Source organism: Enterobacter cloacae complex sp. BZL2005, assembly GCF_049238885.1.
GTDB classification, from domain to species: domain Bacteria; phylum Pseudomonadota; class Gammaproteobacteria; order Enterobacterales; family Enterobacteriaceae; genus Enterobacter; species Enterobacter roggenkampii.
Map to the genome: position 1 here is coordinate 246,161 of NZ_JBMKGI010000002.1, position 22,293 is coordinate 268,453.

General features: G+C 55.1%; 21 protein-coding genes and 1 pseudogene. 12 read left to right on the forward strand and 10 right to left on the reverse strand.

Annotated elements, in window-relative coordinates; genetic code table 11:
- Position 1: 1 nt before the first annotated feature.
- From fliO to rcsA, 5 genes and pseudogenes are all read left to right on the forward strand, one after another.
- Positions 2–376 carry a flagellar biosynthetic protein FliO gene (gene fliO / locus ACOTXI_RS05710; protein ID WP_021241389.1) on the forward strand — a complete coding sequence of 125 codons (375 nt, stop codon included), beginning with the start codon at positions 2–4 and terminating at the stop codon, positions 374–376.
- Positions 376–1,113, forward strand: a complete 738-nt coding sequence (gene fliP / locus ACOTXI_RS05715; protein WP_008500316.1) for a flagellar type III secretion system pore protein FliP — start codon at positions 376–378, stop codon at positions 1,111–1,113. Before fliO ends, fliP begins: the two co-directional genes overlap by 1 nt.
- 9 nt (positions 1,114–1,122) lie before the next feature.
- Complete coding sequence (gene fliQ, locus ACOTXI_RS05720; RefSeq protein ID WP_008500315.1) at positions 1,123–1,392, forward strand: flagellar biosynthesis protein FliQ; 270 nt, start codon at positions 1,123–1,125, stop codon at positions 1,390–1,392.
- A gap of 7 nt (positions 1,393–1,399) precedes the next feature.
- Positions 1,400–2,192: pseudogene (gene fliR / locus ACOTXI_RS05725) on the forward strand (flagellar biosynthetic protein FliR); the annotation flags it as partial.
- Between the two features lie 287 nt (positions 2,193–2,479).
- Positions 2,480–3,103 carry a transcriptional regulator RcsA gene (gene rcsA / locus ACOTXI_RS05730; protein ID WP_008500313.1) on the forward strand — a complete coding sequence of 208 codons (624 nt, stop codon included), beginning with the start codon at positions 2,480–2,482 and terminating at the stop codon, positions 3,101–3,103.
- 107 nt (positions 3,104–3,210) lie between these two features.
- On the opposite strand, the gene dsrB is transcribed toward rcsA, so the two are convergent.
- A complete protein-coding gene (dsrB, locus tag ACOTXI_RS05735; protein WP_008500312.1) occupies positions 3,211–3,399 on the reverse strand; it encodes a protein DsrB in 189 nt (62 codons plus the stop codon).
- Positions 3,400–3,535: 136 nt separating this feature from the next.
- Between dsrB and yodD the strand changes: the two genes are divergently transcribed.
- Positions 3,536–3,763, forward strand: coding sequence for a YodD family peroxide/acid resistance protein (gene yodD / locus ACOTXI_RS05740; RefSeq protein ID WP_013097742.1), 228 nt, complete (start codon positions 3,536–3,538; stop codon positions 3,761–3,763).
- Positions 3,764–4,064: 301 nt separating this feature from the next.
- Positions 4,065–4,865: a mannosyl-3-phosphoglycerate phosphatase-related protein gene (locus tag ACOTXI_RS05745; protein WP_058654004.1), complete on the forward strand. Its 801-nt coding sequence runs from the start codon at positions 4,065–4,067 to the stop codon at positions 4,863–4,865.
- Here the strand turns inward: ACOTXI_RS05745 and dgcQ are convergent.
- The 3 genes from dgcQ to ACOTXI_RS05760 all read right to left on the reverse strand — a co-directional run bounded on the left by dgcQ (position 4,850) and on the right by ACOTXI_RS05760 (position 7,796).
- Entirely contained in the window at positions 4,850–6,550 is a 1,701-nt protein-coding gene (gene dgcQ / locus ACOTXI_RS05750; protein ID WP_058654003.1) for a cellulose biosynthesis regulator diguanylate cyclase DgcQ, read from the reverse strand. The two genes, ACOTXI_RS05745 and dgcQ, sit on opposite strands and share 16 nt — an antisense overlap.
- Before the next feature lie 73 nt (positions 6,551–6,623).
- Positions 6,624–6,806: a YodC family protein gene (locus ACOTXI_RS05755; RefSeq protein ID WP_008500307.1), complete on the reverse strand. Its 183-nt coding sequence runs from the start codon at positions 6,804–6,806 to the stop codon at positions 6,624–6,626.
- A 78-nt stretch (positions 6,807–6,884) separates the two neighbouring features.
- Positions 6,885–7,796, reverse strand: coding sequence for a DUF808 domain-containing protein (locus tag ACOTXI_RS05760; RefSeq protein WP_008500306.1), 912 nt, complete (start codon positions 7,794–7,796; stop codon positions 6,885–6,887).
- 178 nt (positions 7,797–7,974) lie between these two features.
- Here ACOTXI_RS05760 and yedA point away from each other — a divergent pair, with 178 nt between their 5' ends.
- On the forward strand, positions 7,975–8,889 hold the full coding sequence (yedA, locus tag ACOTXI_RS05765) for a drug/metabolite exporter YedA (protein WP_021241392.1): 915 nt from the start codon (positions 7,975–7,977) through the stop codon (positions 8,887–8,889).
- Here the strand turns inward: yedA and ACOTXI_RS05770 are convergent.
- The 3 genes from ACOTXI_RS05770 to ACOTXI_RS05780 all read right to left on the reverse strand — a co-directional run bounded on the left by ACOTXI_RS05770 (position 8,861) and on the right by ACOTXI_RS05780 (position 11,511).
- Positions 8,861–9,352 (reverse strand): very short patch repair endonuclease, encoded by a 492-nt coding sequence (locus ACOTXI_RS05770; protein ID WP_103786726.1) that lies wholly within the window; start codon positions 9,350–9,352, stop codon positions 8,861–8,863. The genes yedA and ACOTXI_RS05770 overlap by 29 nt on opposite strands.
- A complete protein-coding gene (locus ACOTXI_RS05775) occupies positions 9,333–10,748 on the reverse strand; it encodes a DNA cytosine methyltransferase (protein WP_058654001.1) in 1,416 nt (471 codons plus the stop codon). The genes ACOTXI_RS05770 and ACOTXI_RS05775 overlap by 20 nt, the downstream gene beginning before the upstream one ends.
- A 61-nt stretch (positions 10,749–10,809) precedes the next feature.
- Complete coding sequence (locus ACOTXI_RS05780) at positions 10,810–11,511, reverse strand: phosphohydrolase (protein WP_021241395.1); 702 nt, start codon at positions 11,509–11,511, stop codon at positions 10,810–10,812.
- A gap of 277 nt (positions 11,512–11,788) precedes the next feature.
- Here ACOTXI_RS05780 and ompC point away from each other — a divergent pair, with 277 nt between their 5' ends.
- A complete protein-coding gene (ompC, locus tag ACOTXI_RS05785; protein ID WP_421633925.1) occupies positions 11,789–12,937 on the forward strand; it encodes a porin OmpC in 1,149 nt (382 codons plus the stop codon).
- A 56-nt stretch (positions 12,938–12,993) separates the two neighbouring features.
- Here the strand turns inward: ompC and ACOTXI_RS05790 are convergent, their stop codons facing one another.
- Entirely contained in the window at positions 12,994–13,857 is an 864-nt protein-coding gene (locus ACOTXI_RS05790; protein WP_025913340.1) for an N-acetylmuramic acid 6-phosphate etherase, read from the reverse strand.
- A gap of 165 nt (positions 13,858–14,022) precedes the next feature.
- Between ACOTXI_RS05790 and ACOTXI_RS05795 the strand changes: the two genes are divergently transcribed.
- Both ACOTXI_RS05795 and dcuR read left to right on the forward strand, forming a co-directional pair.
- Complete coding sequence (locus ACOTXI_RS05795; RefSeq protein ID WP_023293867.1) at positions 14,023–15,639, forward strand: sensor histidine kinase; 1,617 nt, start codon at positions 14,023–14,025, stop codon at positions 15,637–15,639.
- A complete protein-coding gene (dcuR, locus tag ACOTXI_RS05800) occupies positions 15,636–16,355 on the forward strand; it encodes a two-component system response regulator DcuR (protein ID WP_008500296.1) in 720 nt (239 codons plus the stop codon). Before ACOTXI_RS05795 ends, dcuR begins: the two co-directional genes overlap by 4 nt.
- Here the strand turns inward: dcuR and ACOTXI_RS05805 are convergent.
- Entirely contained in the window at positions 16,336–17,298 is a 963-nt protein-coding gene (locus ACOTXI_RS05805; RefSeq protein WP_058653999.1) for an FAD:protein FMN transferase, read from the reverse strand. The genes dcuR and ACOTXI_RS05805 overlap by 20 nt on opposite strands.
- A 94-nt stretch (positions 17,299–17,392) precedes the next feature.
- A complete protein-coding gene (locus ACOTXI_RS05810) occupies positions 17,393–20,173 on the reverse strand; it encodes a flavocytochrome c (RefSeq protein ID WP_058653998.1) in 2,781 nt (926 codons plus the stop codon).
- A 609-nt stretch (positions 20,174–20,782) separates the two neighbouring features.
- Here ACOTXI_RS05810 and ACOTXI_RS05815 point away from each other — a divergent pair.
- Positions 20,783–22,291: an anion permease gene (locus ACOTXI_RS05815; RefSeq protein ID WP_008500292.1), complete on the forward strand. Its 1,509-nt coding sequence runs from the start codon at positions 20,783–20,785 to the stop codon at positions 22,289–22,291.
- Positions 22,292–22,293: the final 2 nt, after the last annotated feature.

The following is a 22,293-nucleotide window of genomic DNA, read 5'->3' on the forward strand; positions in this document are numbered from 1 at the left end:
CATGAAAACCCAGGCAACAGTATCGCAACCTTCTGCCGTTCCCGGCTCGCCTCTGCTCCAGGTGAGCGGGGCGTTGTTCGGTATTATTGCCTTTATTCTTATCGCCGCCTGGCTGGCGAAGCGCTTTGGCCTGGCGGGGAAAACCGCCGGTGCCCGCGGGCTGAAGGTCAGCGCCAGCACCACGCTGGGGCCGCGTGAACGCGTGGTCATCGTCGAGGTGGACGATGCGCGCCTGGTCCTGGGCGTCACGGCGTCAAACATCAGCGTGTTACATAAACTGCCGCCCGCCCCTGCTGTGGTGGACGAGCGTGCAGAGGCCCCTGCGGATTTCCAGTCCGTGATGAAGAGTTTGCTTAAGCGTTCCGGGAGATCCTGATGCGCCGTTTGTTATCCCTGACGCTTGCGGGCGTTGGCCTGTTTGCTCCCGCGGTCTATGCGCAACTGCCCGGTCTGGTTTCTACCCCGCTCGCGGGCGGCGGCCAAAGCTGGTCGCTTCCGGTTCAGACGCTGGTGTTCATCACCTCGCTGACGTTTATTCCGGCCATCCTGCTGATGATGACCAGCTTCACCCGCATCATCATCGTTTTTGGTCTGCTGCGAAACGCGCTGGGCACCCCTTCCGCTCCGCCAAACCAGGTTCTGCTCGGGCTGGCGCTGTTTTTGACCTTTTTCATTATGTCGCCGGTGATCGATAAGATTTACACCGACGCCTACCAGCCGTTCAGCGAAGATAAAATCTCCATGCAGGAAGCGCTGGATAAAGGCGCGCAGCCGCTGCGGGAATTTATGCTGCGCCAGACGCGCGAAGCGGATCTGGCCCTCTTTGCCCGCCTGTCCAACACCGGCGAGCTGCAGGGACCGGAAGCGGTGCCCATGCGTATTCTGCTGCCCGCGTATGTCACTAGCGAGCTGAAAACCGCATTCCAGATTGGCTTTACCATCTTTATTCCGTTCCTGATTATTGACCTGGTGATCGCCAGCGTCCTGATGGCGCTCGGGATGATGATGGTGCCGCCCGCGACCATCGCCCTGCCCTTTAAGATCATGCTATTTGTGCTGGTCGACGGCTGGCAGCTGCTGGTCAGCTCGCTGGCGCAGAGTTTCTACAGTTAAGGAACGGCAATGACACCCGAATCGGTCATGATGATGGGCACGGAGGCGATGAAAATCGCGATTGCCGTTGCCGCGCCGCTGCTGCTTGTCGCGCTGGTTACCGGTCTTATTATCAGTATTCTCCAGGCCGCCACGCAGATTAACGAAATGACGCTGTCATTCATCCCGAAAATTATCGCCGTGTTCGTGGCGATTATCGTGGCCGGGCCGTGGATGCTGAACCTGCTGCTGGACTATATGCGCAACCTGTTTACCAACCTGCCGTACATCATCGGCTGACCTGACGATGCTGCACTTCACCAGCGACCAGTGGGTTCAGTGGCTCGGCGTCTATTTCTGGCCGATGCTTCGCATCATGGCGCTGATCTCCACCGCCCCCATTCTCAGCGAGAAATCGATCCCCAAGCGTGTCAAAGTGGGGCTGGGCATCATCATCTCCATTATCGTCGCCCCATCTCTTCCGCCGGTGGATATTCCGATCTTCTCGGCGAATGCCGTATGGGTGGCCCTGCAGCAGGTGATGATTGGCGTCGCCGTTGGCTTTACCATGCAGCTCGCCTTTGCCGCGGTGCGTACCGCGGGGGAACTGATTGGCCTGCAGATGGGGCTCTCGTTCGCCACGTTTGTTGACCCTGGCAGTCATCTCAACATGCCCGTGCTGGCGCGCATTATCGATCTGCTCGCCATGCTGCTGTTCCTGTCGTTCAACGGCCATCTGTGGCTTATCTCCATGCTGGTGGACACGTTCCATACGCTGCCGATTGGCGAAAATCCGGTGAACAGCAATGCGTTTCTGGCGCTCACCCGCGCGGCGGGGCTGATCTTCCTCAACGGGCTGATGCTGGCGCTGCCGATCATCACCCTGCTGCTGACCGTCAACCTGGCGTTAGGTTTACTCAACCGAATGGCACCGCAGCTTTCGGTGTTTGTCATTGGTTTTCCGCTGACGTTGACGGTCGGAATTTTATTAATGTCATTACTGATGCCACTTATCGCTCCCTTCTGTGAACATTTATTCGGCGAGATATTCAACCTGTTAGCGGATATTGTCAGCGAACTGCCACGTAAATAATAGCCCGCACTGTTGCTACTGTCTTTCTGAGGATATTCCTAAAATAAAACGCGAAAAACATCTTCCAGGATATATCTGACGCGGTTTAATTGTTTCTAACCACCTCACAATACTTAATATTTACTTTACTTTAAGAAGATTCCTGGCAAATTATACGTAACTTTACGGGATAGTGAGTCCGCCTGAAAGTCTTTGTCATGCTCACAGGTTTATTATTTTTTTCCATCCCGTATGGCTGTTTTGAGCTCTCAGGCAGATGGTGAATTATCGTTACGCATTGAGTGAGGGTATGCCATGTCAACGATCATTATGGATTTATGCAGCTACACCCGGCTAGGGTTAACCGGGTACCTGGCAAGCAGAGGGGTAAGAAAGAGAGACATCAACGATGCACACACCGTTGACGAACTCGCAGCCGCTTGTGACGAACTCAAACCAGGCGTGGTGTTTATTAATGAGGACTGTTTCATTCACGATCCAGCCAACAGTCAGCACATTAAGCAAATCATTAATCAGCATCCAAAAACCCTGTTTATTGTTTTTATGGCGATCGCGAATATCCATTTCGATGAGTATTTGTTGGTCCGTAAAAATTTATTGATCAGTTCTAAATCGATTAAACCCGAGTCGCTGGATGACATTTTGGGTGATTATTTGAATAAAGAAGTTAAAAATGTAGGGGCGGTTAACTTACCCACCCTATCATTAAGCAGGACTGAATCAAGTATGCTGCGAATGTGGATGGCGGGACAAGGAACTATTCAGATCTCCGACCAGATGAATATTAAAGCGAAAACCGTTTCATCACACAAAGGAAATATTAAACGGAAAATTAAAACGCATAATAAGCAAGTGATCTACCACGTGGTACGCCTGACCGATAATGTGACGAACGGGATTTTCGTCAACATGCGTTAGTCGCTTAAGAAAAGACCCTGTGCACCCTACCTTTGATCTCTGGCCTGGCCAGAGATTTTTGCTTTTACAGCGGGTGTCGGGCACGCAATGTGCTACCCGACGCCGTGCTAGTCTGCCTTCTCAACAAAAATCCCGTCCGGATGCCCCAGTTCGTTAAAAAACCAAATGCCGAGCGGGTAGTCTTCCAGTGATACCAGGTACATTGTACCTTCGCTAAACTCTTCAATTGCCAGCACCACACCCGGGCGGCGCGGCCCACCGTCCGTTTTAACGGTTACCCGATCGTTGACCTTCATACATTCCTCCTCTGGTTTTGAGCCAGTGTAGAACAAAACGCAAAAACGCACATCGCCGCCCGGCGTGAATGGCGTTTTTATGCACAGGCTATACTTAACCCTGGACACGTTTGCAGGTTGAAAGAGGAGTCCCGCAATGAAGACCGATAAAGAGTACAGCGATACCATCAAGCGCGAAGTCGAGGTGGATGTCGATGCCCTGCTGGCCGCCATCAATGAGATCAGCGAGTCAGAAGTCCGCCGCACGGACGACAATTCGGACCGCGTCATTGTCAACGGAAGGGATTATCACACCTATCGCGAGCTGGCCGAGGCCTTCGAGCTCGATATTCACGACTTTAGCGTGTCGGAAGCCAATCGTTAGGGCGAAAAAAATCCCGGTCATGGGGATGACCGGGATCAAAACTTGCTTATGCAAGAAGCACTTGAAAATTCGTTACACCAGGAAATCTGATGTACATGCCACACTATCCCCAACGAATTTGTCTGACAAGCATATATTCTTAGGATGAATATAATATTTTTAACATAATGCTTTTGGTTATGAGCAATAACATACGCCGAATGCGGGTTTGTCAGGGAATACTCTCATTTCTCCGGTTAACAATTCGGATATTTTTTAGGAATTTTCTTAGAGAGAAACGCATCCGTCACCGGGAGTCACTATGCCTTCACTGCGGGATACCTTGCTGATTTTTTCCGACCTAGATGGCTCGTTGCTGGATATTCATACCTATGACTGGCAACCCGCCATGCCCTGGCTGGACAGGCTGCAGGATAACCAGATTCCGATCATTCTCTGCAGCAGCAAAACCGCGTTAGAGATGCTGGATATTCAGCAGGATCTGGGGCTGGAAGGCCTGCCGTTTATTGCCGAGAACGGCGCGGTGATTCAGCCTGACGTGCGCTGGGACACTATCCAGCGTCAGATTAGAGGGATGACGCACCGGGATATTCGTCCGCGGATCGAGCAGATTCGCCTGCAGACGGGCTTTAAATTCACCACCTTTGACGATGTGGATGAGCACGTTATTAGCGAGTGGACCGGACTGACGCGCTACCGTTCGACGCTTGCCCGCAAGCACGAAGCCTCCGTCACGCTGATCTGGCGCGATACCGACGAGAACTTGCTTCAGTTTGAAGAGGAACTGGCGCACAGCGGCCTGCAATGCCTGCAGGGGGCGCGCTTCTGGCATATTCTGGACGCTCGCTGCGGTAAAGACGTGGCGGTTAACTGGCTGATTGAACGGTATCGCGAGCAGGAAGACATTGAACCCACCACGCTAGGGCTCGGCGACGGTCCCAACGATGCGCCGCTGCTCGACAGCATGGACTTCGCGGTGGTGATCAAGGGGATTAACCGCCAGGGCATCACGCTACGGGACGATAACCCCGCGCGGGTCTATCACACCCAACAGCCCGGGCCTGCGGGCTGGCAGGAGGGGCTGGATCATTTCCTGTCCTGATCCCGCCACACAACCCGGTTACGCCCGCTCTGCTTGGCCTGATACAGCCGGGCGTCCGCCACGGACTGCAGCTGTTCAAAATCGTAATTGCACGTTTCATCCGCGCTGCTGACGCCCAGTGACGCGCTGATGTGCAGGGTTGTGCTCTTCTTCACCAGGATCTCCTTACTGTTGATTCGGCAACGAATGCGTTCGGCGACGCCTCTCGCCTCCTCCAGACCAAGACCGGGAAGGACCACACAAAACTCTTCGCCACCGACGCGTCCGGCCACGTCATTCTTGCGTAACGCGCTGGCAATCACGCCTGCCGTATGGGAAAGCACCTTATCACCGGCCTGATGGCCGAAACGGTCGTTGATGTTTTTAAAATAGTCGAGATCGATCTGAATCACCGAGAACGGCAGAGACTGCTGACGACAGGTTTCCGCCAGCAATTTTGCTCGATCGAACAGCGCGCCGCGATTATTCAATCGGGTCAGCGGATCGTGCCAGGCCTGCCACTGTAGCGAGTGCTGAAGCGTATACATGTTACTCACCATCCGACGGATCACCAGCCACGAGATCAACAGCATGGCGGTAAAGAGCGCCCACAGCAGCGCCAGCACAATGCTGATACTGCCGAAGTCGTCCTGCACCCCTTCGTGCAGGGTGTGGATCCGCAGGACGACGCCATCGAAATGATCGAGCCGCTCCCAGGTGATAAACCGGCTCCCGAGGCGGATACCGCCGCCGGTATCATGCTCAATCGCCTGGGCAATCTGCGCCGTTTCGCGTTCGTCAAACTGGTTAACCGGACTTCCCGCGTGGGCCGAGGTGGCAATCATATTAAGCCGGGTATCGTACAGCTGATACTCCCCCTCCGTCCGGTCTTCCGTCGCGTCGGTCAGCAAACGCTGCATCGTGTCTAATGTAAAATCCATCGCCACGACGCCGTACCAGTAATGATCGAAATAGATGGGAACGCTGGCGGTGATCGTGCGTTCATCCCCGGTCCAGGATGAAGGCGTGGAGATAAACCAGCGCACGGCGCGGGCGCGGTTGTTACGCTCTGACTGCTGGGTAAACCAGGACTGCGTGACCAGATTATAATAGCGGGCGGTAATATCACCCGCCCGATCCGGCGTATCCGTGGAAAGGAAAAATCCGGCGCGGGAGACGTAGATCACCCGCGCTTCCGTTTGCGCTCTCGATGACGCCAGCCTGAGCAGATACCCCACTTCGAGCGCGGCAGAAATTTCATGACTGATGCGCTCAGCGTCCCGATTCAGAAGCGTGGTTTTATCCACGAACGCATCCGAGACCCCGTTGATGGGAAGGGTGCGCTTTTTATCAACGGCGAGCTGCCAGGTGGGGAGCATGCGGACGGTGTTAAAGCGTGACACCGCGTCCTGTAGGACATCAAAGGCCAGCGGCGTCTCGATTGCATCATGCATGCCCTGGCGGAATAACAGCATCCTGTCGACGCTGTTCTGTAACTGCCTGTCCAGCGAACTGGCCACCGTATCCAGATGATTGCGCTGGCTGGAGATGTACGCCTCTTCCAGCACCACCACCTCACGCCAGGTCAGGAGCGTGGAAAACACCAGAACGATCAGAAAACAGAGATTAACAATCCGCCCCGGATTGCTACGCTTATGCAGCCATTGCAAAAAAGTTTGTCTTACAACAAAGGTATCGCGCTGCACACACACTCCCTGATTACTGCTCTATACCCGAAACCTGAGATAAAAACGCCCGGCAAAGCCGGGCGTTATGTGATTAAGCCTTGTCCCGTTTGTGCTGCCCGTCCCCCGGCTGAAGCTCATCTTCACGGAATGCTTCCCGCTTGATGCTATAGCCATCGTGCCACCGGCATTCCACCATTCCGCTGGAATACCCGGTGACGATCATACGTGGGCCGCCCTTTTTAGGCTTAACTTCATCACTGACCAAAAAGACCATACCTGCCTCCTGTATCAGGGTGAAACTGTTTCAATTTAGACGAGGAATGGTCTTTTTGCATCCTGCCGACGGTAACAATTAGTGCGACGTGCCGCGAATTTTCTCAACCAGCTTCACCGCCGCAACGACGATAGCGCCAATGATAAAGCCCAGCACCAGGTTCAGCAGCGTGGGCAGAATCGCCGCGATAACGGCCCCCTGCGTGGAGGAGAAATGTTCGATGGCATGGTGCAGCGGCGCAATGCCGTGAACCACAATTCCGCCGCCTACGAGGAACATCGCCAGCGTTCCCACCACCGACAAGCTCTTCATCAGCCAGGGCGCCAGCACCAGCAGGCTTTTGCCGATGCCTCTTGCCACCGCGCTCGACTTTTCTTCCAGCCAGTAGCCAATATCGTCCAGCTTGACGATCAGTCCCACCAGACCGTACACGCCCACGGTGACCAGAATCGCGATGCCGGAGAGGATCAGGACCTGATTCAGGAGCGGCGCGTCAGAGACAATGCCCAGCGTAATCGCGACGATTTCTGCAGACAGAATAAAGTCGGTACGAATGGCGCCTTTGACCTTATCGCGCTCGAAGGTTTTCGGATCCTGCGCGGCCAGCGCTTCAAGACGCTGCTGGCGCACCTCCGGCGTATCGCTCTGCTTGCGCGCGCTAAAGGAGTGCAGCACCTTCTCCACGCCCTCGAAGCAGAGAAATGCCCCACCGATCATCAGTAACGGCGTGATGGCCCAGGGGATAAAGGCGCTGATCAGCAGCGCCAGCGGCACCAGGATCACCTTATTCAGGAAGGAACCTTTCGCCACGCCCCACACCACCGGCAGTTCACGGTTTGCCCTCACCCCACTCACCTGCTGCGCGTTAAGCGATAAATCATCGCCCAGCACGCCTGCGGTTTTCTTCGCCGCCAGTTTCCCCATCACTGAAATGTCGTCCAGTAGGGTGGCTATATCATCCAGCAATGTTAATAAGCTACTTCCTGCCAAAATCTTAATCCTTCATTTTTTGGTAATTAAGTGAATAGTATGGAGCAAAAGCGCAAACCCGGAAACAGGCACCTTACGTCAACAAAAAATTCACATCAGCTACACAATTAAAGGGCTCGCCAGCGCGATAGTTTTCGCGTTTACTATCAGCGACCTTTTTATTTCGACGTGAGGGATTATGCGTTTCCGGCAATTGCTACCGCTCATCGGGGCACTCTTTTCGCTGTACATCATCTGGGGCTCAACCTACTTTGTCATTCGCATCGGCGTGGAAAGCTGGCCGCCGCTGATGATGGCGGGCATCCGCTTCCTTTCGGCGGGTATCCTGCTGCTGGCCTTCCTGATGCTGCGCGGGCATAAGCTTCCCCCGCTGCGCCCGATGCTGAATGCCGCCCTGATCGGCCTGCTGCTGCTGGCAGTGGGGAACGGGTTTGTGACGATTGCCGAGCACCAGAACGTCCCGTCCGGGATCGCCGCCGTGGTCGTTGCCACCGTACCGCTGTTTACCCTCTGCTTCAGCCGTCTTTTCGGCATCCGCACCCGCAAGCTGGAATGGCTGGGGATTGGGATTGGGCTGGCCGGCATTGTTCTGCTCAACAGCGGCGGCAACCTGAGCGGGAATCCGTGGGGCGCGGTGATTATCCTGATCGGCTCGATGAGCTGGGCGTTCGGCTCCGTCTACGGGTCGCGTATCGAACTGCCGACCGGCATGATGGCCGGTGCGATTGAGATGCTCGCCGCGGGGATTGTCCTGCTTCTGGCCTCCACCCTGACGGGAGAAAAGCTGACCGCGCTGCCGGACCTGTCGGGCTTTCTCGCGGTGGGCTACCTGGCGCTGTTTGGCTCTATCATCGCCATTAACGCCTATATGTTCCTGATCCGCAACGTCTCCCCGGCGGTCGCCACCAGCTACGCCTACGTTAACCCGGTCGTGGCCGTGCTGCTCGGGACAGGACTGGGAGGAGAAACGCTTTCACCTGTGGAATGGATTGCTTTAGGGATCATCGTGTTTGCTGTCGTGCTGGTCACGCTGGGCAAATATCTGCTGCCGGCAAAACCGGTGGTCACGCCTTGTGAGGTGGAGAAACCGTAAGCAGGTGAATACCCTGCGTGTCGATCTGCGCGGTCTGACCGCCGCCGCAGATCCACTCTTCCAGCCGTTCGCGCAGATCGGTATCGTTCAGCTTTAGTCTGCCTCTCAGCGCACACTCCCAGACGATCAGCACCCGCCAGCCCTGCTCAATAAGCATTGAGAGATCCCGTTTGTCACGCTCGACGTTTTTACCAATCTTATCCAGCCAGAAATCGGTGCGCGTCGCGGGGACTTTAAACAGGTAGCAGTCGTGATGGTGCCAGAAGCAGCCGTGAGTAAAGATGATGCACTGCCAGGCCTCGATGACGAAATCGGGACGACCCGCCAGGGCGGGCTCCTGCACGCGAAAGTCAAACCCTGCCTGCGTCAGCAGCGCGGCCAGGCGCTTTTCAATGGCGGTGTCACGCGTGCCGATGGCACGCATGTTTTTACTGCGCGTGGCCTTATCGTGAACGTCCGTCATTGACGGCCTCACTCTGGCGTAGCGCCACCGCCTGTCTGATGCGCGGAGCCAGCAGTTTTGCGACAGCCGCAAACGCGGGAACGACGACCGAGTTACCAAACTGGCGGTACGCCTGGGTGTCTGAAACCGGAATGCGGAAACCGTAGCCTTGCGGCGTTTCAAAGCCCATCAACCGGGCGCATTCCCGCGGCGTTAAGCGCCGTGGGCGATGACGCTGATTGTGCGGATCGTCGAAATCTTTTTCACCCAGCGCTTTATCCCAGCCTCTGTCGATCAGGATTTCCGCACCGTCTTTATAGTAGCGAGCAGACAGCGTACGGGTGACGCTGTGCGGATCGTTCGGGTTGACCATCCCAAAACCGAAGCCGTTGCCTTTCGCCTGATGCTTCTTGGCATAGCGGTAAAGGTATTTCCACAGCACCGGGGTCAGGATAAATTTCGCGTCGACGACCGGTTCCAGCAGGTCGGCCACGGTAGGACGGCGCTCGGGATACAGAGAAGGAATATCCCGCAGGGTGAAATCCCCTTTCAGATTGAGATCGCGGCGGAAGCCCACCAGCACTATACGTTCGCGATGCTGGGGCAGGAAATGTTTCCCATCAATGATTTTAGGATCGTCCGCGCCCATGTCCTCTGAATCGGCCACGTCATAACCCAACTCATCCAGCGTTTGCATGATAATGCGGAAGGTTCTCCCGCCGTCGTGGCTTTTTAAGTTTTTGACGTTTTCCAGTACAAAAATGGCCGGACGACGGGCGTCAATAATGCGCGCCACGTCAAAAAACAGCGTTCCCTGCGTATCGCAGGCGAAACCGTGGGCGCGTCCGAGGGCATTCTTCTTGGAGACGCCGGCCAGCGAAAAAGGCTGGCACGGGAAGCCGGCCAGCAGCACGTCATGCGCGGGGATCGTCTGACGAATATGCTCGGCGGCCTGCTCATCGCTCACGCCGCTTTTATGGCTCAGGGTGACATCGCGAATATCGGCGTTGAAATGATGCTCGTGCGGGTCGCAGTACCAGTTGGCCTTATAGGTACGCACGGCGTGCTTGTTCCACTCGCTGGTAAATACGCACTGTCCGCCGATAGCTTCAAAACCGTGCCGAATACCGCCGATACCGGCAAACAGATCGATAAACCGGAAGGCATAGTTCGGGTGCGCGGCAGAAGGTCGCGGAAGCAGGTTTTGCAGATAACGAAACTCGCCTTCACTCAGGCGACGCCCTGCTCGCTCGCTGGACAGCAGACGTTTAAGGATCGCCGGGCTCCAGTGGCTTTCGCCGTGCGCCACCAGCAGACTGGCCAGCGTTTTAGCATCATAGATATCCAACAGCTGGCGCAGTAAGGCCTGCACCGTTGCCGTTGATTTCTCAGCCTGCGCGGGCGCGGGCTCTTTCACTGCTCGATTTTCCTGCATTCTTTTAACCGGAGAGTAAAGACTGGGAACAGATTACCACAGTTCAGTTGCGCAAACTGCGACGGAAGCGGCTCAGCACCTGGCTATCCAGCCCGAGGCAGTCGCCGTGTAATTCGGCGCTGAGTTTCGCCATAAACTGGATCAGGAAATCGGCATTGTGACGTGCCAGTTCGCGGCCCATTTCCGTCTGCATTGTATCAGGCAAACGCAGCAGCTTGGTCTGAAAATGGTCGAGGGCAAATGCCCTATCGTCGAGAGGGCGCGCATCGGCAAAGGGATCGTCCGCGTCAAATAGCGGCACGCCCAGCGCGCCCGAGACGGCAAAAACGCGCGCCAGGCCGATAGCACCTAACGCTTCCAGCCGGTCAGCGTCCTGCACTATTTTGGCTTCCATACTCTGCGGCGCGATTTCGGCGCTAAAGCTGTGCGCCTCAATCGCGTGCGCGACGGCGGCAATATGCTCTGGCGGAAAGTCCGGAAAGTCGCGTCGCAGAATGTCGCTCGTCTTACGCGCGGCGAGCCTTGACGACTGACTGCGTTCGGGATGATTTTTCGGCAGGCTGACAATATCGTGAAAATAGCATGCGGCCAGAATCACCCGCGGCTCGACCGCGTGGTGAACCATGATTTTTTGCGCCGTCATCCAGACCCGTCGAAAATGCGAAATATCATGTGCGGTATCGTCGTTCTGATGATTTTCCTTGAGCCAGCGCTCAAAGCCATGCTGCCACCGGGCCAGTTCCATCGTCATGTCCTGTTGTTAAAAAGAGGATGAATTATAACACAGCCAAATTAAATAAATTAAAAAATAGAAATGCGAAATATTTAATAATAATTACACCTTATAAATTCAATTAATTAATTCATCGGAAAAATAAAGAGATTTATAGAAATAATTTGAAATATTTCATCGAATTTTATTACATTTATTTTTGAAACTAAATCACATCTCCTGGAATAGTATCAACCCTGTAATTACGGAGGGTAATTACATATATTCATATAAATTATCTTTAAAGGGAATATATAATGAAAGAAAAGTTCTGGCAATTCTTGTACCCGCATTATTAATGGCAGGCGCAGCAAATGCGGCTGAAATGTACAACAAAGACGGCAATAAAGTTGACCTGTACGGTAAGGTTGATGCGCGTCATACCTTCTCTGACAATCCTGGCGACGACGGCGATGAAACCTATGTACAGATTGGTTTCAAAGGCGAAACCCAGATCACTAACGACCTGACCGGTTACGGCCAGTGGGAATATAAAACCTACGCTAACGATACCGAAGGCGCGGGTGATAAATCCTTTAACCGTCTGGCATACGCTGGCCTGAAATTTGGCGAATACGGTTCATTTGATTATGGCCGTAATTACGGCGTCGTGTACGACGTTGAAGCGTGGACCGATATGCTGCCTGTATTTGGCGGTGATTCCTACACCTGGACTGATAACTTTATGGTTGGCCGTACCAACAGTGTTGCGACCTATCGTAATAATGATTTCTTTGGTCTGGTTGATGGCCTGAACTTTGCGCTGCAGTATCAGGGTGCTAACGAAGGTGCTAACGCTAACGAAGATCAGGAAGGCACTAAAAACGGTCATAAAGACGTACGCTTCCAGAACGGCGACGGCTTCGGTATGTCCACCTCCTATGACTTCTCTGGCGATCTGTCCGGCCTGAGCCTGGGTGCGGCGTACTCTTCTTCTGACCGTACCAACGATCAGGTTGCCTACGGCAAAGCCGCAGAAAGCATCGGTTTTGCGGGTGGCGAAAAAGCTGAAGCCTGGACCGTTGGCGCGAAATACGACGCAAACAGCGTTTACCTGGCGATGATGTATGCGGAAACCCGCAACATGACGCCAATCGGCAACGTTGGTATCGCCAACCAGACTCAGAACTTTGAAGCGGTTGCACAGTACCAGTTCGACTTCGGTCTGCGTCCTTCCCTGGCATGGGTTTACTCAAAAGGTAAAGATCTGGACGGTAAAGGATTCAATCAGGATCTGGTTAACTACATCGACCTGGGCATGACCTACAGCTTCAACAAAAACTTCTCCACTTATGTTGATTATAAAATCAACATGCTGGACAACGATGAAGCGCTGTATGACGCATACGGTATTTCCACCGACGACATCGTTGGTGTGGGCATGACCTACCAGTTCTAACCTCTAAAATATCAAAGGCCGCATCTGCGGCCTTTTTTATTTCTTAACGGTACGTATTACGGCGCTTCCTGCAGCGCCACGCGGATAAACCCGTTATTCTGCACCAGCAGCTCATGAGCTTTCCACGCATCCAGCCCTGTCAGCACCATCAATACCGCTGTTTTACAGTGATGGTTACAGCTCTCCAGCGCCGCTTTTGCCTCCGCCCGGGAGCATCCCCCCGCTTCCATTACAATGGCGATTTGACGTTCGGCCCATTTGGTGTTGCTTGCCTCAAGATCCACCCGCAGGTTGCTGTATACGCGCCCGGTTCGAACGGCCAGCCCAGTAGCGATCATCGAGAGGATCATTTTTTGCGCGATCCCCGCTTTGGTGTTGAGGTAGCCGGCCACCACATCGGCACCCAGTTCGGGGGCTATAACCATACTCGCCAGCTGCGCGGCTTCACTTTGCGCATCACCGGTAATCACGGCGACCGGCGAACCCAGCGACCATGCATGCCGCATCGCTCCCCAGACCCACGGCGTTTTTCCGCTGACGGTCACGGCCAGCATCATATCGTGTTCACCAAATTTAATGGCCTGCAGGTCGGAAACGCCGCGCTCGTAGCTCCCTTCCCCCTCTTGTGCCGTTACGGCCATCACAGGGGTTTTGCCCGGCGCATAGTCATCGGCAACCTGTTGCGCGACACGGCCAGACGGCCCCGCCCCGACAATGACCAGGCGACCACCGTGATTGAGGGTCGCGGCAGCGTTATCCACCGCACGGGCAATCGTCTGTAAACAAGGGGTGATAGCAGCAGAAATGAGTGCATCATCCTGGTGAATGACTTTCAGCATGTCCAGCGTGGACAATCTATCGATATTCATCGTGCTGGCGTGCCGTCTTTCCTTGACCGAACCGGTAAGCATAATGCTCATAAACAGCCTCCTTATTATGAGTACCCACACACTATAAAGTGTTTTATATAGATGACCTGCGAGGAGGGTCACGAAAAGAGGACCAAATCCACGCTTTTACATGGCTTTAAGAAAAGTGCGTCATCGGCGATAATTACCCTCTTACTTAATCATCGCGGAGTGTTGATGAGCGATTTGCAGCCTTTCCTTCCGACGCGCAAGCGCCCCATGAAACTCAATACGCTGGTCACGCTGATGGTGTGCGCGATTATCGGTTCAGTTCTGCTGGTGGTTTTTGCGCTCTATTCGGTGCAGATCACCCGCGCAACGCGCGATGATGTCAAAGACACCGCGCTCGGCATTGCCCGCACCCTCGCCGACAGCCCCGAGATCCAGCGCGGCCTCATGCAGGCACCGCAGGAGAACATTATTCAGCCCATCGCCCAGGCGGTGACGAAGCGAAACGATCTGCTGTTCACCGTGGTCACTGATATGCGCGGGATCCGCTACTCTCATCCGAATGAGGCGCTGCTCGGGCTGCATTTTATCGGTGACGATTTAACGCCCGCGCTGGAAGGCAAAGAGAACGTATCGGTTAACCGGGGCGCGCTCGCCGAAGCGCTGCGCGTTTTTACGCCCGTCTACGACGCCCAGCACGAGCAGATTGGCGTGGTGGTCGTCGGAATCTCCCTGAATAAGGTTGAAGAGCAGATCGCTCGCGGGCGGCTCAACGCCGTCTGGACCATTTTGTTCAGTATTTTTATGAGTTCTATGGCGATTTGGGGTCTGGTGCGAGTTTTGAAGCGCATTCTGTTCGGGCTCGAACCCTACGAAATCTCCGCCCTGTTCGAACAGCGCCAGGCGATGCTGCAATCGCTTCGCGAGGGTGTTCTGGCCGTTGATATACACGGGCGCGTGACGATGATTAATCAGACCGCCAGAGAAATATTGCTTCTCCCCTCCGGCAAGCAGACCGAAAACACCAGCGCGCCCCTGCTGGCCAGCCTGCGTGACGTTTCGAAGACCGGCGTCGCACGCCAGGATCAGGAGATTAGCTGCAACGGTCGGCTATTGCTGTGCAACATGGTCCCCGTGAAAAGTCAGGATCGGGTGATCGGCGCCATCACCACCTTCCGTGATAAAACGGAAGTCAGCCAGCTGATGCAGCGTCTGGACGGCATGGTTAACTACGTCGATGCCCTGCGCGCCCACACCCACGAGTTTATGAATAAACTGCATGTGATACTCGGTCTGCTGAATATTAAGCGCTACGACAAGCTGGAAGAGTACATTCTCCAGACGGCACATCATTACCAGACGGATATCGGTACGATACAGAGCAAGGTAAAATCCCCGGTGGTTGCCGGGTTCCTGCTGGGTAAAATTAACCGGGCGAAAGAAGCGGGCGTCACCCTGACGCTGGCGGATGAAAGCCAGATACCGGATACCGCAAGTGAAGAGCAGGTCGCGGTGCTGATCACCGCGCTGGGCAACCTCATTGAAAACGCGCTCGACGCGATGGAAGGACAGCAGGAGGGCGAGATCGGCCTGCTGCTGCATTATCAGAATGGCTGGCTCAGCTGTGAAGTCAGCGACGATGGCCCCGGCATTGATCCCACTCAGCTGGAGTCTATTTTTACAAAGGGCTTCTCAACAAAAGGTGAAAACCGCGGCGTTGGGCTGTTCCTTGCTCGCCAGCAGATTCAGAACCTTGGCGGCGATATCTCCGTCGAGTCTGAGCCCGGCGTATTTACCCAATTTTTTGTTCACATCCCCTGGGATAGCGAGAGGAAAATCGCGTGATAAATGTGTTAATTGTCGATGATGACGCCATGGTAGCCGACCTCAACCGTCTGTATGTCAACCGTGTTGAAGGCTTTAGCTGCTGCGGCGTCGCCTCCACGCTAAGCCAGGCCGAGGCCATCATTAATAACCCCAGCCAGCCCGTCGATCTGGTGCTGCTGGATGTCTATATGCAGCAGGATAACGGGCTGGATCTGCTGCCCGTGATTCGCGCATCCGGCCGCCCAATCGACGTGATCATGATCTCCTCGGCCGCCGACGCCGCGACGATCCAGACCTCCATCCATTACGGCGTGGTGGATTATCTGATAAAGCCGTTCCAGTTCCCACGCTTTGAAGAGGCGCTGAACGGCTGGAAGGCAAAGCACAGCCTGATGGGGTCGCACCAGTATTACGAGCAGGCGGACGTCGACCGGCTGATCCACGGCGGGGCGCCGGAACTGGCGGACAGCAAAAAGCTGCCGAAAGGGTTAACGCCGCAAACGCTGCGCACGATTTGCCAGTGGATTGACGCTCACCCGGAGACGGAGTTTTCCACCGACGATCTGGCAAACGCGGTCAATATTTCCCGCGTGTCCTGCCGCAAATACCTGATCTGGCTGGCGCAAATCAATATTCTGTTCACCAGCATTCACTACGGCGCCACCGGGCGTCCGGTGTATCGCTACCGTCTCCAGCCGGAGCAAACGGGCCTGCTCAAGCAATACTGTCAGTAACGCGGTAGGTATCATCCAGCAGGGTAAAGCGGAAGTGGTGTGCTGAAGAGAACACCACTTCTTTTGTTTTGGTCACAAAGATGGCCTCAATGTCGGGGCGCGCACGCAGCGCGGCACAGCCCTTCTCCACGCCCATGCCGTACATCAGCGTGGTCCAGATATCGCCGTCGATGGAATCTTTGGAAATGATGGTCACGCTGTCCAGTTCGTTATCGAGCGGGTATCCGGTGCGCGGATCAAGAATGTGGTGATAGCGTTTGCCGTCTTGTTCAAAATAGCGCTCGTACGTTCCCGACGTGACGACGGACACGTTCTCAACGATCATCGTGCCGATCAGCGCATCTCCGGCGAACGGTTTTTTCAGCCCGACGCTCCAGCCCCCTTCCGGCGAGCCTAACGTCTGAATGTTGCCGCCGAGGTTAATCAGCCCCAGCTCCGCGCCCTCTTTATGCAGGTAATCCCGCACCCGGTCGGCGATATAGCCTTTGGCAATCGCCCCCAGATCGATCTGCATCCCCGCTCTGGTCAGAAACACGCTGCTGCTGGCCTCATCAAGGAGAACATCCTCGGGCCAGGTTATCGCCAGCAGCGACGCGATTTCATCGGCAGGCGGAACGCTGTCCCCCTGAAAGCCAATCTTCCAGCGCTTCACCAGGGGACCGATCGCCAGATTAAAGGCGCTGTCCTTGAGCAAGCTTGCCGCTTTTGCACAGCGGATCAGATCAAACACCGGCCGACTGACGGTGACCGGATGCTGGCCCGCCGCATGGTTAATGTCCATCACCTGCGAGTGCGCGCGGTTAACGGTGAGCAGATCTTCGTACTGTTTGATCAGACGAAACACGCGGGACGCGAGGGCTTCGTCATGGGAGAAGAGTTTCAGGAGGATGGGCGAGCCCATCAGAACGGCGGAGTAGCTGTAAACGCGATGGCTATCAGGCATGGCAGGAGTCCTCAGAAGTAGCCCCGGCAAGCTCCGCGCCGCCGGGGAAAATGCCGGATATCGCTGCGCGTATCCGGCCTGGGAAGCAGGTGCCTTACATCTTTTTCGAACGCAGAGCCGCCTGATGTCCTGCAAGGGTACCAAAAATGATGATATCTGCCACTGCGTTACCGCCGATACGGTTGCCGCCGTGGATCCCGCCGACCACTTCACCGGCCGCAAACGCACCTGGCAGCACGTTGTGGTTGCTGTCCAGCACGCAGGTTTCGGTGTTGATGGTCACGCCGCCCATGGTGTGGTGCACGCCCGGTGCAATCTGAATGGCGTAGAATGGCCCTTCATTGATTGGCGCACGCAGCGCGGTGGTACGTCCAAAGTCGTCATCGTGCTGTTTTTCAACGAAACCGTTGTAACGTTCCAGGGTCGCCAGGAAAGCGTGGTAATCCATGCCGAGCGCTTCCGCCAGCGCTTTTGGCGAGCTGGCGCTGGTCACGAAGCCTTTAGCGATGTACTCATCCGCGGCTTTGTTTTTGGCGCGAACATGCTCGTCAAAGACGATGTACGCGTATTTCTCCGGCAGCGCGATGATTGACGCCGAGACTTTATCGCGGGTCGACATTTCGTTGTAGAAGCGTTCCCCTTTCTGATTGACCAGAATCGCCCCGCCGCCGCGGATGGATTCGGAAATCAGGTACGAGGTTTTCTGCTCAACGGTTGGGTGGATCTGGATCTCGCCCATATCAACCGTACCTGCCCCGATACGCTCCAGCAGCGCGATGCCGCCGCCGGTCGCCCCTTTATGGTTAGTGGTAACGAATCCTTCCAGGTCAGGGCGGTATTTCACCACCATCTGGCTGTTAGCGCTGAAGCCGCCGGTGGCGACAATCACGCTTTTCGCTGCCACGGTGAGGGTTTCGTTCTCTTCGGTGGTCAGGCGCACGCCGGTCACTTCGCCGTTTTCGAAGATGATCTCGCTGACGGAGGTATCCAGCATCACCTCGATGTTGCGTTTGTTGACGTTACGCACCAGGCCGCTGATCAGGTAGCCGCCGACCGCTGAGCCGTCTTTTGGACGGTGGGTACGGTCAATGCTCATCCCGCCGGTGGTGGTGATGTCGTTCAGCATGATGCCGCGGGTTGCCAGCCATTCAATCGCCTGCGGCGCGTTCTCAACGAAGCGGTGCAGCAGTTCCGGGTTGTTCTTGTTGCCGCCACCTTTCAGGCTTTCCTGGTAGAACAGCTCTTTGCTGTCCTGAATGCCCTTCACGCGCTGGAAGCGGGTTTCTGCGGCGTTCATCCCGGCAGAGGCTTTAATGGTGTTGCCACCGATGGTTGGCATTTTCTCAACAATCAGCACGCTCGCGCCTTCGTCGTGCGCCTGAATCGCCGCCGCCAGACCGGCGCCGCCGCTGCCGACAACCACCACGTCCACGCTGCGGGTTTCGTTCGGGTCAACGCCCTCTTCCGCGGCCAGCGCTTTGCTGGATTTCAGCATCGCTTTAGAGACCGCTTTCTTCACCGCCTCGCTCTGGCTGGTTGCGCCGGTGATGGCATCCACGTGCGGGGTGTTGGCATCAAGAATGCGGGTGCGGATCTCTTCAAAGCTGGTGACAAACTCAACGTCTTCGCTCGGGCCAGAGGCCAGCTCGATGTCTGCAATGCGGTCAGTTTCCAGACTGACGTTAATCACCAGCTCGTTCGCGTCGTCCTGCACCTTCTCAGTAAACATGCCCGGTTTGAATTTCGATTCGCCCATGCTCATGTCGCGGATCATCGCTTCCACCAGCGAGAAGCGCCAGAGCGGCTCAGGAATGTTCAGCGCCTCGCGCTGGGTGCTGTCCATAAACAGCTCCAGTTTTTCCCCGGCCGCGATGCGGTCGGTCCAGTCCGGGTAAGCGATGGTGGCACGGCCAACGGCAATCAGGTCGTAACCGTGGTCCAGCGCTTCATTGGCATCGGCGGCATTCACCACGCCGCCCACGCCCATCACCGGTACCTGAGCCAGCGTTTCAGAACGCATCGCGCAGTATTTTTCGATCAGCGGCGTCGGGTCCTGGGTGTCAACAATGGAAGGACGCAGGGTCGCGCCGACGGAGAAGTGGAGGTAGTCCACGCCGCGAGCCGCCAGTTTTTCCAGCAGGTACATGGTGTCTTCAAAGCGGATGCCCGGCACTTCAAGCTCTTCAGGAGAGAAGCGGTAGCCAATAATAAAGGCGTCGTCCGCGTACTGGCGCACCATTTTGTGGGTGATATCCAGTACTGCCAGCGGGAACTTCGCGCGGTTGTCGCGGCTGCCGCCCCACTCGTCATCGCGCTGGTTAGAGTTTGGCGAATAGAACTGCTGAATCAGATAGGTGTTTGCCCCGTGGATTTCCACGCCGTCGAAGCCGGCCTGGATGGCGCGGCGCACCGCTTCACCAAACTTGCCGATCATGCCTTCCACTTCTTCGCCAGTCAGTGCCACTGGCGTTGCTGCGCCCTCACGCGGCGCGGCAACAGCGCTTGGGCCAACCGGCGTACGGCCACCGATCAGTTTCGGGTCGACCATGCGGCCGCCGTGGTAGATCTGCAGCAGGGCTTTAGATCCTTTGGATTTGATCGCCTCCGCGATTTTCGCCAGCCCGGCAATTTTCTCGTCATTGTCAATCCCGATCGCGCCCGGGAAGGCGAGACCGAGATCGTCGACGAAGCAGCACTCCACAATGATGGTGCCGATGCTTCCGGAACGGGCACGATAGTACTCCACCAGTTCGCTGGTGACGGTGCCGTCGTAATAGCCGGTGCAGGTGGTCATAGGGGCCATTAACAAACGGTTTTTCAGTTCAGTGCCATTCGGTAATGTGAAGGGGCTAAGAATACGTTCGTTAGTGCTCATAATTGAAACTCCAAACTTTTTAAAATTAAGAATTCGTTATCGGATTAATTTTTTAGTTCGTTGTTATTTGCCGATGTCATGATATTAATATAATGATTTTTTTAGTTTCCAAAGTTATTACGTTAGTTAAAAAACTATTTAATCCCTGCAATAACACAATTAACACATTGGTGTTAGCGAATGTCATTTAGCCATTCACAATAATTTAAAATTCGTTAAATAATGATTGGTAAAACCACTTCCCCAACTAACTAAAAAAAACCCAACAAAACAAACATATATAAAATCACAGAAAATAAAAATGTTACAAAAATGATAAAATAAACCAATAAAAAGGGAATACCCACATACGCCAGAGTGGTTATTAATAAAAGCATAAAAATAACGCTGCAATTCTATTTTTTTGATCGCGATCAATAGTTATGGCATCCAAAAGCGCAATATAAAAACATCATCAATTTTTAATTTAGCGCCTCCATAAAAGCGTTAAATTGCTATTACTGAAAATACAAAATCGCACCTTTAATAACTAAAAAAAGCAAAGAAACTTAAGAAAGTGATTTTGTTTTTCATTACGACCGAATCTTTGACAACTTAAGACGTGAAACTATGAATACAAAAACTGCTGTAACGCCCCCTGTGGCGAACCAGGCATCAAATGGAAACGCAAAACGTCTGCTGATGATGGCACTGCCCGTCATCGTCGCCGTACTGCTGCTGTTTGTTCCGGTACCGGAAGGCCTGCCTCCTTACGCGTGGCACTATTTCGCTATCTTCGTTGGTGTGATCGTCGGTTTGATCTTCGAACCGCTGCCGGGCGCGGTGATCGGTCTCACCGGCGTGGTCGCCATTGCGCTGTGCAGCCAGTGGGTGCTGTTTAGCCCTGAACAGCTGGCTGATCCGAAATTCAAGCTGGCGGGCGCCTCCTTTAAATGGGCGGTGAGCGGGTTTGGTAACTCTACCGTCTGGCTGATTTTCGGTGCCTTTATGTTCGCCGCAGGCTATGACAAAACCCGCTTCGGCCGCCGTCTGGCGCTGATTCTGGTGAAATACCTCGGCCGTCGCAGCCTGACGCTCGGTTACGCGATTACGTTTGCTGACCTGCTGCTGGCACCGTTCACCCCGTCCAACACCGCGCGCAGCGGCGGGACCATCTACCCGATCATCGCTAACCTGCCGCCGCTGTACGGTTCAAAACCGAACGACCCAAGCGCGCGTAAGATTGGTTCGTATCTGATGTGGGTGGCGATCACCGCGGCCTGTATCACCAGCTCAATGTTCCTCTCCGCACTTGCGCCGAACCTGCTGGCCCTGGCGCTGGTGAAAAGTACGGTTGGAATCGATATCTCCTGGGGGACCTGGTTCCTCGCCTTCCTGCCGCTGGGTATCCTGCTGATTCTGGCCATGCCGCTGCTGGCCTACTGGTTCTACCCGCCTGAAGTGAAGGTAAACAACGAAGTGCCGCTGTGGGCGACCCGTGAACTGGAAAAACTGGGCAAACTGTCCCGCAATGAAATCCTGCTGCTGGTGTTCGTATGCTGTGCGCTGCTGATGTGGATCTTTGCCGCCGCGTGGATTGAACCGGCTATGGCTGCCCTGCTCATCGTCGGCCTGATGCTGTGGACCGGCGTGCTGGAGTGGAACGACATCACCGGTAATAAAGCCGCGTGGAACACCTTCGTCTGGTTCGCCACCCTGGTGGCGCTGGCAGATGGCCTCTCCTCTACCGGCTTTATCAGCTGGTTAGGTAAAGAAGGCGGTTTGCTGATGAGCGGTATCTCTCCGGGCGTAGCGACCATCGTCCTGCTGCTGGCGTTCTACCTGCTGCACTACCTGTTTGCCAGCACCACCGCGCACACCACGGCGCTGCTGCCAGCGATGCTGACCATCGCCTCCACCATCCCGGGCATGAATATGGAAGTGTTTGTTCTGCTGATGGTGACCTCGCTGGGCGTGATGGGGATCATCACCCCGTACGGCACTGGCCCAAGCCCGATCTACTACGGTAGCGGCTACCTGCCAACCAAAGACTACTGGCGCCTCGGCACCATCTTCGGTGCCATCTTCTTGGCGGCCCTGCTGCTGATTGGCTATCCGTGGATGTCCATGATGTTCTGATT

Excerpts from the sequence above, each read along its gene's own strand:
- fliO (WP_021241389.1), top strand. The coding sequence starts at position 2 with ATGAAAACCCAGGCAACAGTATCGCAACCTTCTGCCGTTCCCGGCTCG.
- fliP (WP_008500316.1), top strand. The coding sequence starts at position 376 with ATGCGCCGTTTGTTATCCCTGACGCTTGCGGGCGTTGGCCTGTTTGCT.
- fliQ (WP_008500315.1), top strand. The coding sequence starts at position 1,123 with ATGACACCCGAATCGGTCATGATGATGGGCACGGAGGCGATGAAAATC.
- rcsA (WP_008500313.1), top strand. The coding sequence starts at position 2,480 with ATGTCAACGATCATTATGGATTTATGCAGCTACACCCGGCTAGGGTTA.
- dsrB (WP_008500312.1), bottom strand. The coding sequence starts at position 3,399 with ATGAAGGTCAACGATCGGGTAACCGTTAAAACGGACGGTGGGCCGCGC.
- yodD (WP_013097742.1), top strand. The coding sequence starts at position 3,536 with ATGAAGACCGATAAAGAGTACAGCGATACCATCAAGCGCGAAGTCGAG.
- ACOTXI_RS05745 (WP_058654004.1), top strand. The coding sequence starts at position 4,065 with ATGCCTTCACTGCGGGATACCTTGCTGATTTTTTCCGACCTAGATGGC.
- ACOTXI_RS05755 (WP_008500307.1), bottom strand. The coding sequence starts at position 6,806 with ATGGTCTTTTTGGTCAGTGATGAAGTTAAGCCTAAAAAGGGCGGCCCA.
- yedA (WP_021241392.1), top strand. The coding sequence starts at position 7,975 with ATGCGTTTCCGGCAATTGCTACCGCTCATCGGGGCACTCTTTTCGCTG.
- ACOTXI_RS05770 (WP_103786726.1), bottom strand. The coding sequence starts at position 9,352 with ATGACGGACGTTCACGATAAGGCCACGCGCAGTAAAAACATGCGTGCC.
- ACOTXI_RS05780 (WP_021241395.1), bottom strand. The coding sequence starts at position 11,511 with ATGGAACTGGCCCGGTGGCAGCATGGCTTTGAGCGCTGGCTCAAGGAA.
- ACOTXI_RS05790 (WP_025913340.1), bottom strand. The coding sequence starts at position 13,857 with ATGAGCATTATGCTTACCGGTTCGGTCAAGGAAAGACGGCACGCCAGC.
- ACOTXI_RS05795 (WP_023293867.1), top strand. The coding sequence starts at position 14,023 with ATGAGCGATTTGCAGCCTTTCCTTCCGACGCGCAAGCGCCCCATGAAA.
- ACOTXI_RS05805 (WP_058653999.1), bottom strand. The coding sequence starts at position 17,298 with ATGCCTGATAGCCATCGCGTTTACAGCTACTCCGCCGTTCTGATGGGC.
- ACOTXI_RS05810 (WP_058653998.1), bottom strand. The coding sequence starts at position 20,173 with ATGAGCACTAACGAACGTATTCTTAGCCCCTTCACATTACCGAATGGC.
- ACOTXI_RS05815 (WP_008500292.1), top strand. The coding sequence starts at position 20,783 with ATGAATACAAAAACTGCTGTAACGCCCCCTGTGGCGAACCAGGCATCA.